Raw genomic sequence first — 15,009 nt, 5'->3', positions numbered from 1 at the left:
CGCCTCAACTCCCGTGCGGGGCCTGGGGCGGCAGTCCGTCGAGCAGCACGTCCCGCAACGCCTCCACGAGTTCCAGGCCCCGTGCGCGGGCCACCGGCGCCGCCTCGTCGCGCCGCCTTTCGGCGACGACCGCGAGAGCCGCCGCGGCCTGACGGGCGAAGAGGGCCAGCAGGTCGAGTTCGGAGAGGCTGGACCGGGACTGCTCGACCGGATCGAGCACTTCGAGCACTCCGAGCACCCGGTCGCGGTGAGCGAGCGGCGCCGCCATCAGCGCGTCCGGCACATACCCCGTCGACTGCGCGACGTCCCGGGCGAACATGCCCTGCTTCCTCAGGTCGTCCGCGACCATCGGCTCGCCCGAGACGAGCACCCAGCCCGCCAGCCCCCGGCCGGCCGGGAACCGGGAGCCCACCAGTGACTCCTCACCCTCCCCCGCCACGGCCTGGAAGACCAGCTCGTCGGCATCCTCGTCGTGCAGCAGGACGGAGCTGGCCGCCGCGCCGAAGATGGCGCGCGCGGTCTCGACGACGGACTGCAGCAGATCGCGTTCGGCGCTGCCTGCCCGTGTCGCGGGGCCCACGCCGGTGGCGGGGACCAGGTCCTGTCCGGAGTTCCCGCGCGGCGTCGCGGGGGAACTCCGGACAGGACCTCGGCCGTGGGACTGGCTCATGATTCACCTCGGGTTCCTGGTTCGCCGATACGGACGTTCGCGGCGGAGAGGTAGAGTGCGTGCTTGATCTGGAACGGCGTCAGCTTCGGCCGGCTGCCGAGCAGCCGTGCGCACATCCCGCTGATGAACGGGGTGGCGAAGCTGTTTCCCGTGGTGCGGATGGTCCTGCCGCCCGTCCAGGCCACCTGCACGTTCTGGCCGGGTGCGAAGAACTCCACGGGTGGTGCGGGGTTGTAGAGGAAGAGCCCGGAGTCGTCCTCGCGGTGTGTACCGACCGAGATGACCGAGGAGAACCGCCAGGGGAAGCTCTCCACCGGTGTGTTGTGGGCCGACGCCACCAGCGTGGTCCCGGCGAAGAACGCCTGGTCGGCCAGGGACCGCAGGGTTTCGAGGAACTTCGGACGGGTCGTGGAGAGGCTGAGGTTGACCACGTCGAAGCCCTGCTCGACGGCCCAGCGCAGACCGGTGAGCAGGGCGTCGCCGCTGCCGGTGAAGCCCTCGCCCAGCACCCGCACGCTGAACAGGGAGCAGCCGGGCGCCACCCGCCGGACGATCCCGGCGCACGCCGTTCCGTGTCCGCAGCCGTCGCCGGTGCCGTCGGGCAGCGGTCCGCTGTCGACGACGTGCAGGGTCCCGTCGGGGGCGGGGGCCACCTCGTAGGAGCCCTGGACCGTGCCGACCGAGGGGTGGCCGCACTCCACGCCGGTGTCGACCACACACACGCGCACCCCTTCGCCGTCCGACCACGCCGACGGGTCGGCGGACAGCGCCGGCACGGTGTCGGCGAGCATCGTGAGTTCCTCGGGGGTACGGTCGCGCAGGCTCCAGGTGAGCCCTCCTGCCGTCCCGGTGGTCATGCGGTCCCCCCTTCGTGTCCGGCCGGGTGGTCCGTGCTCCGGGCCGCGGCCTCACTGTCGTCGGCGAACGCGGCGGCACGGTCCGCGCCGAGCCGGTGTCCCTTGGCCGTGAAGTGACGTTGCGCCGTGCGCGCCTCGCCGGCCGCCTCTCCGTGCCGGGCCAGCGTGCGCAGCGTGTGTGCGCGGTCGAGGGCGGCGGTGCCGCGGACGACCGGGGAGTCCGTGTCGCCGGCCGCGGCGGTAGCCCGGTCCGCGCAGGCCCGTGCGGCGACCGGCTCCCCGGTGAGGGCGAGGGCGCGGGCCCGCAGCCCGTCCGCGTCGGCGGACTCCGCCGGGGGCAGGCCGGCCTCCTGGGGGTCCGGCAGGGCCAGTGCCCGGGCCGGGTCCCCCCGGTCCAGGCGGATCCGGGCCCGCTCGCGGTCGATTCCGGGAAGCGCCCCCGTGGCACCGAGTTCACGGCAGGCGCGGGCGGCCTCGTCCAGCAGGGCGAGCCTGCGGTCCGGTGTCCCCGTCAGGGCTTCGACCTCGGCGGCGAACAGGGGGACGAACAGCGCGCTTTCGGCGTAGCCGAGACCGTCGGCGAGCCGTGCCGCCTCGGCCAGCCGCTCGTGTGCCTCGTCGTGGCGTCCCTGCAGGGCCAGGAGTACGGCCAGCGGGCAGGCCAGGGTGACCCGGACGGTTGGCCTGCCGCCGCCGTGGGCCGTCAGCAGTTCCTCGCAGCGGGCGACGGCACGGACGACCGGGGTGGGGCCCCGCCACAGGGAGATGCCGACCGCGCCCAGGGCCAGGGCCCGTTCGGGTTCGGCGTCGGCGCGGCCTGCGTGGTCCAGGGCCCGGCTCAGCAGGGCCTCGGCCTCGGCGTGCCGGCCGCGCCGCTGGCGGTCCTGGGCGATGCGGACGCAGGCGCGGGCGATGCCCTGGTCGTCGCCCGCCGCCGTGAACGGTTCGAGCGCGGCCTCGGCCACCTCGGCCGCGGACCCGTGCCGGGGGTCGAGGGCGGTCAGCGCGAGCCGGGCGTGGGCGGCGCCCAGCCGGTCACCCGCGCGTTCCGCCGTGTCGAGGGCGCCTGCCAGCAGTTCGCGGCCGCGCACCGGCTCGCCGCGCGCCACCTTCGTCTCGCCGAGCCGGCGGGCGGTCTCGGCCGCGGCGGGCCCGCCGGAGGCGGCCAGGTCCAGGGCCTGGGTGAGGAGGTCGTCGGCCCACGGCAGGTCGGAACGGGCCAGTGCGGCCGTCCCGGCCCGGGTGAGCAGGGCGGCGGCGCGCGCCCGCAGGATGTCGGTGCCGTCGTCGCGTATCCCCAGTTCGGTGAGCAGCCGGTGGGCGCGGGCCAGGTGGGTGCCGACGGCCGCGTCCCCCGCCTCGTGCCGGACGAGGACGCTGGCGGCGTGCTCGTGGCGCCGGGCCCGTACCTTCTTGGCCATCCCGCGGTAGGCGGTCTCCTGCACCAGGGCGCTGCCGAACCGGAGGGCGGAGCGCGCGGCCGGGGTGCGGCCCCCGGGCTCGATGAGCCGGCGCCGGATGAGGCCGCGCAGCAGACCGGCGGCGGACTCCGCGGGTCCTGAGTACTCGGCGGTGGCCAGTTCGGTCAGGTCGCCGCGGCGGAACTCACGTCCCAGGACGGCGGCCAACTGCAGCAGGGTCCGCTCCTCGGGGGGCAGTGCGTCGATGCGTGCGCCGAGCAGGGCGTGCACGGTGAGCGGCAGGTCGTCGCATTCGGCCGCCATGGCCGTCAGGTGCTCCAGGTACAGCGGATTGCCCTCGGCGCGGTCGAGGGCGCCCTCCAGCACGCCCTGCCGGTGGGCCGCCACCTCGACCAGCTCACCGGCGAGCGCGGCCGCCTCCTCGGGCGTGAGCGGAGTGAGCATGAGCGCCGCGGACCGCATCCGGCCGCTGCCCCACCCGGGGTGGGTCTCCAGCAGTTCGGGACGCGCGGCGCACACCAGCGCGACGGCCGAGCGGTCGAGCTCGTCCAGCAGCCGGTCCGCCATGTCGAGCAGCGGTGCGGACGCCCAGTGGCAGTCGTCCAGTACCAGCACCACGGGCCGTTCACGGGACAGTCCGTCCAGCAGGCAGGCCAGCGCCATGAGGGTGTCGTCGGACGAAGGACTGGGCGTACCGTCCGCGAGAAGACCGGCCCGCAACAGGCGCAGTGCCTGCTCCGCCTCTCTGCGCTCGTGAACCGGCAGCCCCGCGAGCCCGGCGTCCTCGCCGACGGCCGCGAGCACCTGACGTACGGCTTCGGCGAGCGGCGAGAGGGTGCCGGTCTCGCCGTACGGACGGCATCGGCCCTCGCCGTACGCCGGGCAGTCCCTCAGCCACTCGCGCAGCAGGCGCGTCTTGCCGAGACCCGCCTCGCCGTAGACGGTCACCAGGTGTGAGCGGGGGTCCGCCGTCAGTTTGCGCAGCAGGAGGCGGAGTTCGGCCAGTTCCTGCTCACGGCCGATGAACGGGGTGTCGAAGCGGCGGACCCGCTCCGGGTCGTCCTCGTGCAGGGCCACCAGGCGGTGTGCCGGTACGGGGGCGTCGACGCCCTTGAGGGACAGCGATCCGGCGGATTCGGTGACCGCCGAGGGCCCGGCGGCGCGGAGCGTGGCGGGGCCGATCAGGATCTCGCCCGGTCCGGCGTGCTGTTCGAGCCGGGCGCCGATGTTGACCACCTCGCCGGAGACCAGGGCCTGCCGGGCGGCGGGATCGACGCTCACCACGACCTCGCCGGTGTTCACGCCGATGCGGACGGCGAGCCGGACCCCGTGCTCCTGCTCCAGTTCGGCGTTGAGTCCGTCGAGGCCGGTGACCATTCCGCGGGCGGCGGCCAGGGCCCGGTGGGCGTCGTCCTCGTGGCGCGCGGGAACCCCGAAGACCGCCATCACGGCGTCCCCGATGAACTTCTCCACCGTGCCGCCGTGTTCCTCGATCCTGGTCCGCATCAGCGCGAAGTACCGGAGGGTCACCGTGCGCAGCGTCTCCGGGTCGAGCCGGCCGGACAGGGCGGTGGACCCGACGAGGTCGCAGAAGATCACGGTCACCACCCGGCGCTCCTCGGCGGCGCCGGGCCCTGCCGCGGCCACGCAGGCGGTTCCGCACCGCGGGCAGAAGGCCGCACCGTCGGGCGGTGGTTCGGGGCACTGGGGGCAGCTCGGCCGAGCGGTCATCAGAACAGCGCTCCGCCGGCGATCTCGCTGTGCGCCTGCACCTCCGGCTCGGCCGCGTCCAGCCGCTCCTTCAGGCCGAGCAGCAGGGTCAGTTCCTCCGGGCTGAGTTCCCGGAGCACCTCCCGCTGCTCGGCGGAGAGGCTGTGGAGCGGGAACCCGGCGTCCTCCAGCACGCGGAGGCGGTCGCGATCGTGCGCGGGATCAGACATGGGAGCTCTCCGATACGTGGGGTGCCGTGGCGATGCGGTCGAACAGCTCGGTGAGGGTCGCGACCGTGTGAAGTGCGCTGACGGCGACCAGGGAGCGCTGCGCGGGGTCCAGCGGCAGCCGGTCCAGCAAGCGGTCCAGGTCCGCGCTGTGCCCGTTGTCGAGATCGGCGTGGAGGCGCACGGTCTCGAAGGCTGCCTGCGGCAGCCCGGTCTCACGCGCCAGCCGGGGCGCCAGACCCGGCGCCGGCGCGTTGCCCTCCAGCACGGCGATGTAGCCGAGCAGGGCCACCGGGTGGCTGTGCTCGATCCAGTAGTACTGCGCGCCCACCAGGGCGGCGATATGGGCCGGCGGGACGGCGCCCGTCAGCTCGCCCGGAGCCGTCCCGGCCGCCGCGGCATCGGTGAGCAGCCAGTCGTCGTGGCCGCGTTCCTGTGCGGCGTGCGTCCGCAGATACCGTGCGAGAGGAGGCGCCAGCGGGTCCCGCGGCAGCGCCTCGCACCGGGCGGCTGCCCGCTCCATCAGCGGAACGGAGGCGCGGATCACCTGGTGCATGGCGCGCAGGTAGTGCCGGTACCGGCCGGGAAGCCCGGCGTCGGAGCACCACATGCGGGCGGCTGCGGCCCGCAGTACGGGTTGCGCGAGGGACAGTTCGAGTCGCAGGCTCGCGGCGGGCGACAGGCTCATGCGGGAGCCTCCTCGTCCCCGCGTCCGCCGAGCAGCACGAGCGGCGCGTACCGCTCGCTCCCGTAGCGCCGCACCAGCACCTCGGCCCCCGCGTCACGCTGGAGCCGGGCACCGAGCGTGTCCACCGCGCCGGATGCCGGGCGGGACCCGGCCCGTTCGGCGGCGGCCAGCGCGACGGGCCGCCGCGCCAGGCCGCGGCAGCCGGCACAGGACACGACGCCCGCGGTACGGATGGTGCGCAGCACGGGTGACTCCTGGCAGCGGTGCCGGATCCGCGGCCAGTCGTCCACGGCGATGTGTCCCAGCCGCAGGTGTTCCGGCACGGGGCGGGCGTCCACCACGCGCTGGTTGCAGCAGGCCGTCACCGTGCCGTCGAAGGCCACCACCGGCCAGGCCGCCATCGCGCAGGGTGCCGGCGGCCCTTCGGCGCCTTCGGTCGAGGCCGTGCGGGCGCCCGCCCAGCCCGCCGCGCGCCCGGCCGGCCGGACGTGATTGACGAGTACGGCGGCCCCGTCGCGGAACTCGGCGCGTATCGACGCGGTGATGTCCGCGAGATACGGATCGTCCGCCGCGTGACCCACCACGTGGAAACTCACGTCGATTCCGCTTTCCATGATGTGGTGCACCGCACGGAAGGCCGCCGCACGCGGGACTTCACGTTCGTGGAATACGTCGATGCTCGCCGAGAAATGGTCGACGGATCCGAGGGCGCGCATGATGCGGGCGGGTACCCGTCCGCCGGCCGCGAAGAACATGCCGCTGAGCACCGCCGTCCGCGTCCCGGCCGACGCGGCGAGCGCCGCGAGTTCGCCCACGAGCGCGGGCCGCAGCAGGGGCTCGCCGCCCGTGAGCATGAGGACCTCGGGACGGTCCCCGGCGGTGAACCCGCCGACGAAGCGGCGCAGCGCCTCGGCAGGAGTGTCCTCCCCCTGCGGTCCCGACGAAGTGGAGCAGTGGGCGCAGCTCAGCGGGCAGCGCCTGGTGAGGGTGGCGAGCAGCCCGGCGGCCGGAACCGGACGCAGTTCGATGATCTCCGCCAGTCGCATCGCGTCACCTCCGTCGGTCAGCGGGACATGCGGCGCCAGCGTGCGCGCCACCGGTTCGGTCCCGGTTGGTGCCGGGTTCGGGGCCGGTACGCGGCGCAGGGCCGGCCGGGTGTGCGGGTGACCGAACACGGCCGGTCGTTTCGCCATGTTCTGTACGCCTGTTGCCGCTTCATCCCGGCGGGTGCGTTGCTGCATGCACCTTGAACCATCCTCGGCCCCATGGCCCCGCCTCCGACTTGTGACCATGCTGTGAAGAACGGAAGGAATTCCATCGAATTCCCGCCGCTTTCACGGCTCCTCGCGGATTCGCTCACCCCCCCGACCGCTCCCCGGAGGCTTTCGTGCACGGAATTGTTCTCTTCTCCCGGAATTCCGACGACACCGGCTGGGGAAGGGGTTGAGGGAAATGACCGACACTTTCACCGAGGGTCGCGGCAGCGAGGCGGATCCCGGGATTCCGCGAGAGCGTGCCGTCCCGGCCGGCACTCTGCTGCGCATCGCCCTCCTCGGCCCGCTGCGAGCCTCCCGCAATGGCCTGCCCCTGCCGCTCGGTCCACTGAAACAGCGCCTCGTCCTGGCGGTCCTCCTCACCCGCCCGAACACCCCGGTGTCGCTGGAAGAGCTGACCGACGCCGTCTGGCCGGACGATCCGCCCCGCACCGCCCGCAAGAACCTCCAGGTGTACGTCTCGACGCTCCGCAGGGTCCTGGACCCCGACGACCTCGGCCGGCTGCGCCACTGCCCCGGCGGCTACGTCCTGCACCTCGGCGCGGACGAGTGCGACAGCCTGCGGTTCGACGAACTGGCCCGGCGCGGCGACGCCGAGGTGCGCGCGGGCGCCCCGAGCCGCGCCGCCCGGCTGTACCGCCAGGCACTGGACCTGTGGCGCCATGACCCCTTCAGCGACCTCGCAGCCCGTGCCGAGGTGCTGCACACCGCAGTGGAACGGCACCACGCCCGCCGGCTGGCGGTGTACGAGGCGTGGGCGGAGGCGCAGTTGGAGACCGGCGAGCCGGCCCCGGTCGCCGACACCGTGGACGAGATGGTGGGCCGCCACCCACTGCGGGAGAGACTGCGTGCAGCCCAGCTCACCGCGCTGCACCGGGTCGGCCGCCGGACGGAGGCACTGGCCGCCTACGACGACTGCCGCCAGCAGCTCTCGCGGGAACTGGGCCTGGAACCGGGTGCGGCGCTGCAGTCCGCCTACCGCTCCCTGCTGGACGACGTGACCCCGCCCCGGCCGCGCGGCGGCCCCACCGGGTCACGGCTGCTCCCGCCGGAACTCGCCGACTTCACCGGGCGGACGCGGGAACGGGAGTCCCTCAGCGCACAGTTGGTGTGTGAGGGCGGGCCTCCGGTGCTCCTCACCGGACCGGCCGGCGTCGGCAAGACGGCCCTGGCCGTGCATGTCGCGCACCGCCTCGCCGCCCGCTACCCCGACGGCGTGGTGGCGACCCGGCTGTGTGCCGAGGACGGCTCCACGCGCCCGTGGAGGTCGGTGCTGTCGGAGCTGGCCCGTTCCCTGGGCTGCGCCGAGCGGTTGTCCGCCGACCGGGAGGAGGCCGCCGCCACCTGGCGCACCTGGCTGTCCGGGCGGCGCGTCCTGCTGCTCCTGGACGACGCACCCGACGCCGCCGCCCTCGGTCCGCTGCTGCCGCCGTCGGGCCCCACCGCCGCACTGGTCACCTCCCGGAGCCGACTGCCCTGTCTGGAGTCCGCGCACCGGACCGAACTCCCGCCCCTGTCCGCCGAGGAGGCCCTGCACCTGCTCGGCGGAATCATCGGCCGGACCCGGCTGCAGGCCGAATACGCCGCCGCCGAACGCATCGTCACCGCCGTCGGGCTCCTCCCGCTCGCCCTGCGGGCGGGAGGGAACCGCCTGTCCGTGCTGCGCCACATGCCGCTCGGCCAGTACGCGGACCGCCTCGAACACCCTTCGGAGGCCTTGGACGAACTCTCGTCCGGCGGTCTCGGGGTCCGCGCCCGCCTCGCCGGCGCCTGGGCCCGGCTGCCCGGTCCCGCCCGCGTCACCCTCCACGCCCTGGCCACGCTGCCGGACCCCGCCTTCTCCCTTCCCGCCGCCGCCCGGGTCCTGGGCCTGGGCGGACGGGACGCGCAGCGCGCGCTGGAGGGTCTGATCGACGTCGGCGTCCTGGCTCCGCCGTCCTGTCCGCAGGTGACCGCGCACAGAGAGGCGGACGCGGAGCGCGTGCGCTACGAACTCCCTTGGCTGACCCTGTTGTTCGCGCGGGAGCAGGCGGCCGGGCCGGGAACCCGGTGCTAGGTCCTGTCTGGAGTTCCAGCGCGGGAGAAGGAGCGGCGTCCGGTGCCGTCGAATCCAAGGAGGAGGAGGGAGTCCACGCGGAGCGTCGGCGACTGACGACAACGCCGGAGGCGGCGGCACCGGACGCCGTGACGCCGCGGGGGAACTCCAGACAGGACCTAGGGCGTGTTGCGAAAGTCCCGCCTGCCCGGACCGGGGAGGCTCCCCCCGAGGGGGCCTCCCGGCCGCCTCCGGCCCGATCCGTGGGAGAGGGGCCGGGGCCGCCCGCGTCCGGTCGGGCGCGGGCGGCCCCGGTGAGGCGCTCAGGCGCCGCCCGGGGCCGGGGCGGAGGACTGCACCCGGGCCAGATAGCCGGCCTGGAAGCGGCTGGCCGCACCCAACTGCTCCATGATCTCGGCGATGTGCTTGCGGCAGGTGCGCAGCGACATGCCCAGCCGCCGGGCCACCATCTCGTCCTTCATCCCTTCCGCCAGCAGCCGCACGATGGCCTGCTTCACCTCGTCCCGCGCCGAACTCTCCGTCCAGGCCGGGTGATAGGGCTCGGCCAGCGACCAGGCGTGGTCGAACGTCGCACACAAGTAGGCCACCGTGGACGGCTCGTGGATGACGATGGCCGCGTCCAGGTCATCCTGGTGCGGAATGAACACCGTCTCCGCGTCGAAGGCGACCATGCGGCCGAACAGTTCGCTGAGCGTCCTGATCTCGGCCCCCTCGCCGGTCATCCGCCGGGCGTACTCCTGCGTCGGCAGGTGGTAGCGGGCGGTGTGCTGGTACAGCGTGCGCATCCGCACGCCTCGACGCAGCATGTCCCGGTCCTGGATGAACGCCTGCTCCAGCAGCGTCGGGGAGCGGCCCCCGCCGGGATGACAGGTGCGGACCTCCTGCCGGCACCGCATGGTCGCCTCGGTGATCATGCCCACGACGGTCCTCAGGTCCGTGACCTCCGTCAGGGGCGTCCGTCCCTGCCACCGGCGCCGCCCCTCCGCATAGTGCGGCGTCAGGAGGGCCATCTCGCCGCGCAGTTGGTCGATCTCCGCCAGTTGCCGGCGCAGCCCCGCCTCCTTCGGCGCGACCAGCGCGGCGATGGCCGCGTCCGGCGCGACCGGCACCAGCCGGTCGGGGTCCTCGGGCAGGTGCCGCAGCAGCAGCAGTCCGGTCAGGGTCGCCACCGCCGTGGCCGCGCAGCTCTCCGGCATTCCCAGTGCCGCGCCCAGTGTCCTCCCGTCGCACGATCCCTGGTCACTCACCCACCGGAACACCCGGACGGCGTCCTCGGACAACTGCGCGCCGGACGGCGCTCTGCCATCCGTTCCGCGACGACCCGGTAACTGGCCGTCCTCACCTGTGTCGCCCATCCAACCCCCTCATCAGCCAGATGGCTCCGCCCCCGCTCGCGCCGATGTCTATTGTTCAGATGCGCGGTAGATATTCCCAGACCCCCTGGAAGGAATCACCGTGGAACGGATCAAAGGGGCAATCACCCTGCTCCTGGGACTCGTCACCCTCCTCCTCGGGTACCGGGTCCGCTCCTGGTGGCATCGCGCCGCATGCAGTGGGGGCACGGCCCGCGAGGTACTCAACCAGCCGCCACGGCCTGTGCGCGGCGACGACGACACACCGGCCGTGCCCACGCCCCGCTGGTGACCCGGCCGGGTCCGGCACGTTAGTCGCCGGGAGCGGCGGCGCCGCGGCGGGGCGGTCCCGGCATTCACCGGTCCGCCCCTCCCCGTGGTGGCGGTTCGATATGCGCCGGAAGGGACATCGATAGTCGCCGTCGCCACGCTGAGCTCCGCCTGTGTCAGCCGAGCCGAGGAGTTGCCAGATGGTGAGTCATGTCGATGTCTTTGAGGACCGGGGCACGGAGGACTCGACGTCATCGAGCGGGCGGTCCGGGCCGCCTGCCGGCCGGGCGGGCGGACAGGGCCGTCTCGTCCGCCACCACCTCACCCCTGCCGAGGCGACTGCGGCGTTCGCCCTGGCGAAGGCCTGCGCGGCGGCCTATCGCAGCGCGCACGACGAAGGATTCCTCACCGAGGCCCCGGTGCTGGCGCACGACCTGCCGCCCTCCGTCCGCCGGGCGGCGAACGCCGCACGGCTCGACGACCGCAAGCACGCCTTCATCCTGTCCGGCAACACCGTCGAACCGTGGCTCGAGCCCACGCCGTCGTACTGGCGTGAGGCGGACACCGTGGCAAGCGGCCCGTACGGCTTCCTGCTCGTGCTGTACGCGGCTCTGCTCGGCGACCCGATCGGGTGGGGGACTCAGCAGGACGGCCGGATCGTCACCGATGTGCTGCCGGTGCGCGGGCTCGAACACAGCCTGGTGAGTGCCAGCAGCGAGCGGGAGCTGGGGTGGCACACGGAGGACGCGTTCTCGGAGAACAGGGCCGACCACGTCGGGCTGTTCTGCCTGCGCGGCCGCGGCGACATTCCGACGACCCTGTCGTGCGCCGATCCCTCGTCGCTGCCGCAGGACGTCGTGCGCGTCCTGGCGCAGAAGCGCTTCACCATTCACCCCGATCCGTCGCACAGCACCCTTACGGACACCGGGCCCGGCCGGGAGAAGGTCGCTCTGCTCAGCGGGCCGGGGGACGCGCCGGTCGTGCGGATCGACCGCGACTTCACCGTGGCCGACGAGGACGACCCCGAGGCGGTCCGGGCCATGGAGGCGCTGATCGAGCACCTGGACGGCAACACGTACGAAGTGGTTCTGGGCACCGGTGACGTGTGCTTCATCGACAACCGCAACGTCGTTCACGGCCGCCGCCCCTTCCGCGCACGGTACGACGGCAAGGACCGCTGGCTCAAGCGGGTCAACGTCGTCACCGACCTGCGGCGCACCCGGGCCGAACGGCCGTCGGCAACCAGCAGGGTGGTCGGCTGAGCCATGACCACAGGTGGCATTTCCCCCGCCCTCCTGGAGGACTGGCTGCGTGAGCGGTACTTCGCGGCCTCGATCGACATCTCCAGCTCGGGAGTCCTCAACTACACCCTCGGCGAACTGCGCGACCTGCTCGGCATCGACACGTCCGAACTGGACGACGTCGTCTTCCGGGACAGCCCCTCGACGGGATGCGAGCCGCTGCGCGAAGCGGTCGCCGCCCGCTTCGCTCCGGGCAGGGCCGACGAGGTGATGGTCACCCACGGCTCGACGGAGGGGATCTTCCTCGCCCTGTCCGCGCTGCTGCGCCCCGGCGACGAGGTCGTCGTGCTGGATCCGGTCTACCACGCCCTGTCCGCGGTGGCGGAGTCCGCCGGTGCGCGGCTGCGAGTGTGGGAGCTACGGGCACAGGACGACTTCCGACCCGATCTCGACCTGCTGGAGCGGCAGTTGACGCCCCGCACCCGAGCGGTCGTGGTCAACTTCCCGCACAACCCCACCGGAGCCTGCCTGGACGCGGCGGGGCGACGCCGGCTCGCCGGGATGCTGGCCCGTCATGACTGCTACCTCTTCTGGGACGCCGCCTTCGGCGAGCTGGTCCACGACGGTCCCCCGGTCACGGCGCCGACCGCGGCCGAGGGGCTCCCGCAGGACCGGGTCGTCTCGACGGGGACGCTCTCCAAGGCCTACGGCCTGCCGGGGATACGGGTCGGCTGGTGCGTGGCCGAGAGGCGGCTGCTCACCGAGATGGTCCGGATCCGCGACTACACCACGATCTCCACGTCACCGCTGAACGAACTGCTCGCCCTGCGGGTGCTGCGGGACGCCGACCGTGTGCTGCTGCCCCGGCTGGATCTCGCGCGGAAGAACCGTACGACGCTGCTGGAATGGGCGGACGTCCACGACGGGCTGGTCAGCTGCCCGCCGCCGGTGGGTGGCGTCAGTGCCTTCCCCCGGTTCCCCGCGGTCCCCGATGTCACGGACGCCTGCGAGTCGCTGCTCAGGCAGCACGGGGTCCTGGTCGTCCCGGGCGGGTGCTTCGGCCGTCCGGACCGGATGCGGATCGGGTTCGGCGGCGATGCCCAGGAGTTCACCGCCGGTCTGGAACGGGTCGCCCAGGTTCTCGGCGACGCGTCCCTCACCGCACCTGCCCGAGGAGGCTCTTCACGATGAACACCCAGCCGAACGAACCCCCTTCCTCCTGGGCACCCTGGGCGGAGTTCAACCGCACGGACCGCCGTTTCCCCTTCGAAGGAGGGCTGATCACCTGGATCGAGGCGGCCGTCGCGGCCCATCCGGACCGGCCCGCCGTGTACGCCGACGGTGTGGAACTGACCTACCGCGAACTCGACGAGCGGTCGGACCGGGTCAGCGACTTCCTGCGCCGGTCGGGGGTGGAGCCGGGCAGCATCGTGGCGGTCACCGCCGGCCGCACCGTGCATCCCTACGTGGGCCTGCTCGCCGCGCTCAAGTCCGGCTGCGGCTACGTCCCGGTCGACGTCCTGGACCCGGTGTCCCGGCTGGAGTTCATCGTCGAGGACGCCGGCGTCGTCGCGGTGCTGGCCGCGTCGGACGAGCTCGGCCGGCTCGACTGGCTGCCGGACACCCTCGCCGTCCGTGGCGTGCTCGACAACGGCGACGAGGACGACGACGGCCCCGGCGACCGGCGGTGGGCCGGGGCCCTGCGTCCCGGGGCGGGAGGACCGGGCCCCCGCCGCACGGCCGTCCCGTACGACCCGGAGCGGACCTGCTACATCATCTACACCTCCGGCACGACCGGGCGCCCCAAGGGCGTGCGCATCAGCGAGCACAGCCTGCTGAACTTCGTGCACTGGTTCGTCTCCCGGCACGAGGTACTGGCCGCGGACCGGCTCTGCCAGAACGCCCCGCTCACCTTCGACCCGTCGGTCCAGCAGATCTTCCCCGCGTGGGTGACCGGGGCCTGCCTGCTGACCCTGCCCGCGGCCGAGTTGCAGGACCCGTACGCGATGCTGGGGTGGCTGCGCCGGGAGCGGATCACGCACCTGGACGTGGTCACCGCCCACTGGCACCACCTGCGGGAGGCCGCGGACCAGGATCCTGCCCTGCGCGATCTGCCCCACCTGCGGTGGATCATCATCGGCGGCGAGACGCTGCACTACCACCACACCCGCCACTGGCACAGGATCGTGCGCTCCCCCGCGCTGCTCAACAACATTTACGGTCCGACGGAGGCCACCGTCAACGCCACGGAGGTCGTGGTGGACCCGGCGGCGGAATCCGGGCAGATCCCCATCGGAGCGCCTCTGCCCAACTACCGGATGTACGTGGTCGACGGCGCGGGCGCCCTCTGCGCGCCCGGCGTGACGGGTGAACTCCTGATCGCCGGGGACGGTCTGGCCCAGCGCTACCAGTCGGCCGCCGCCACCGAGGCCGCGTTCACCGAACTGGCCGTGCCGGGCGGGGTCGTGGAGCGCGTGTACCGGTCCGGAGATCTGGCCCGGCTGATCGATGTCCCGTCCCACGGCTGGATGCTGGAGTTCCAGGGGCGCGTCGACAGCCAGGTGAAGATCCGCGGGTTCCGCATCGAGCTGGAGGAGGTGGAAGGCGCGGCGAAGAGCTGTCCGCAGGTGCGGGACGCAGCTGTGCTCGTGCGCGGCACACCTCCGGACCAGCTCCTGTGCTGCTTCGTCGCGGACGGGGACCATGATCCGGCGGTGGTCAGGGCGCATGTGGCCCGGCTGCTCACCGCCTACCAGGTCCCCAACCTCTACCTCCGGGTGGACGGCTTCCCCCTGACGCGCAACGGCAAGCTCGACCGTGCCGGGCTCGCCGCTCTGGCCGAGGAACAGCTCGGTGGCCGTGTGCCGGCCGGCCGGCTGCCCGAGTCGCCGGTGGAGAAGCAGCTCGCGGAGGTCTGGGCATCGGTGCTCGGACTCACGCGCATCGGCGCCGAGGAGGACTTCTTCACCATCGGCGGCACGTCGCTCCTGGCCATGACGATGGTCAAGAAGTTGCGGGCGCAGGGGATCCGCCTGGATCCGGCGGCTGTCTTCGAGTGCCCGACCGTGGCCCGTCTGGCCGCCCACTGCGCCGCTTCCGCGCTCTGAACCGTACGACGCGAGAGGAGGGGGGCTGCCGGCCGGCAGCCCCCCCCCACACGGTCTACCCCGAGGTGTAATGACCCCCGCCCGCAGCCAGGACGGCCCCCAGGGCGGGGTCCGCCGCCATGCTCAGCAGGAGCGG

General features: G+C 73.4%; 12 protein-coding genes. 5 read left to right on the top strand and 7 right to left on the bottom strand.

The genetic code is table 11. The features are described 5' to 3' along the window. Positions 1–4 precede the first annotated feature (4 nt). From ACIBJG_RS06770 to ACIBJG_RS06745, 6 genes are read right to left on the bottom strand one after another with little or no spacing between them, the layout of a single operon-like run. On the bottom strand, positions 5–670 hold the full coding sequence (locus ACIBJG_RS06770; RefSeq protein ID WP_399304677.1) for a GAF domain-containing protein: 666 nt from the start codon (positions 668–670) through the stop codon (positions 5–7). Next, the gene (locus tag ACIBJG_RS06765) at positions 667–1,527 is read right to left on the bottom strand and encodes a S8 family peptidase (protein ID WP_399304675.1); all 861 of its coding nucleotides are present in this window, start codon (positions 1,525–1,527) and stop codon (positions 667–669) included. Before ACIBJG_RS06765 ends, ACIBJG_RS06770 begins: the two co-directional genes overlap by 4 nt. Then, a complete protein-coding gene (locus ACIBJG_RS06760; RefSeq protein ID WP_399304673.1) occupies positions 1,524–4,679 on the bottom strand; it encodes an AAA family ATPase in 3,156 nt (1,051 codons plus the stop codon). Before ACIBJG_RS06760 ends, ACIBJG_RS06765 begins: the two co-directional genes overlap by 4 nt. Beyond that, positions 4,679–4,888: an aroma-sacti cluster domain-containing protein gene (locus ACIBJG_RS06755; RefSeq protein ID WP_399304671.1), complete on the bottom strand. Its 210-nt coding sequence runs from the start codon at positions 4,886–4,888 to the stop codon at positions 4,679–4,681. The genes ACIBJG_RS06760 and ACIBJG_RS06755 overlap by 1 nt, the downstream gene beginning before the upstream one ends. Beyond that, positions 4,881–5,573 carry an iron-containing redox enzyme family protein gene (locus ACIBJG_RS06750; protein ID WP_399304669.1) on the bottom strand — a complete coding sequence of 231 codons (693 nt, stop codon included), beginning with the start codon at positions 5,571–5,573 and terminating at the stop codon, positions 4,881–4,883. The genes ACIBJG_RS06755 and ACIBJG_RS06750 overlap by 8 nt, the downstream gene beginning before the upstream one ends. Further along, positions 5,570–6,619, bottom strand: a complete 1,050-nt coding sequence (locus tag ACIBJG_RS06745) for a radical SAM protein (RefSeq protein ID WP_399305379.1) — start codon at positions 6,617–6,619, stop codon at positions 5,570–5,572. Before ACIBJG_RS06745 ends, ACIBJG_RS06750 begins: the two co-directional genes overlap by 4 nt. Before the next feature lie 406 nt (positions 6,620–7,025). Here ACIBJG_RS06745 and ACIBJG_RS06740 point away from each other — a divergent pair, with 406 nt between their 5' ends. Further along, entirely contained in the window at positions 7,026–8,903 is a 1,878-nt protein-coding gene (locus tag ACIBJG_RS06740; protein ID WP_399304667.1) for a BTAD domain-containing putative transcriptional regulator, read from the top strand. A gap of 302 nt (positions 8,904–9,205) precedes the next feature. Here the strand turns inward: ACIBJG_RS06740 and ACIBJG_RS06735 are convergent, their stop codons facing one another. Continuing rightward, positions 9,206–10,150: a LuxR C-terminal-related transcriptional regulator gene (locus ACIBJG_RS06735; RefSeq protein WP_399304665.1), complete on the bottom strand. Its 945-nt coding sequence runs from the start codon at positions 10,148–10,150 to the stop codon at positions 9,206–9,208. A gap of 208 nt (positions 10,151–10,358) precedes the next feature. Between ACIBJG_RS06735 and ACIBJG_RS06730 the strand changes: the two genes are divergently transcribed. From ACIBJG_RS06730 to ACIBJG_RS06715, 4 genes are all read left to right on the top strand, one after another. After that, positions 10,359–10,547, top strand: coding sequence for a hypothetical protein (locus ACIBJG_RS06730; RefSeq protein ID WP_399304664.1), 189 nt, complete (start codon positions 10,359–10,361; stop codon positions 10,545–10,547). A 178-nt stretch (positions 10,548–10,725) separates the two neighbouring features. After that, positions 10,726–11,787: a TauD/TfdA family dioxygenase gene (locus tag ACIBJG_RS06725; protein ID WP_399304662.1), complete on the top strand. Its 1,062-nt coding sequence runs from the start codon at positions 10,726–10,728 to the stop codon at positions 11,785–11,787. 3 nt (positions 11,788–11,790) lie between these two features. Beyond that, positions 11,791–12,957: a capreomycidine synthase gene (gene vioD / locus ACIBJG_RS06720; protein WP_399304660.1), complete on the top strand. Its 1,167-nt coding sequence runs from the start codon at positions 11,791–11,793 to the stop codon at positions 12,955–12,957. Continuing rightward, positions 12,954–14,873 (top strand): amino acid adenylation domain-containing protein, encoded by a 1,920-nt coding sequence (locus tag ACIBJG_RS06715; protein WP_399304658.1) that lies wholly within the window; start codon positions 12,954–12,956, stop codon positions 14,871–14,873. Before vioD ends, ACIBJG_RS06715 begins: the two co-directional genes overlap by 4 nt. Positions 14,874–15,009: the final 136 nt, after the last annotated feature.

Origin of the sequence: Streptomyces sp. NPDC050422 (assembly GCF_044458665.1) — a bacterium.
In the GTDB taxonomy this organism is placed as follows: domain Bacteria; phylum Actinomycetota; class Actinomycetes; order Streptomycetales; family Streptomycetaceae; genus Streptomyces.
The sequence above is the reverse complement of the archived record's forward strand: the minus strand, read 5'-3'. Positions and strand labels throughout refer to the sequence as shown.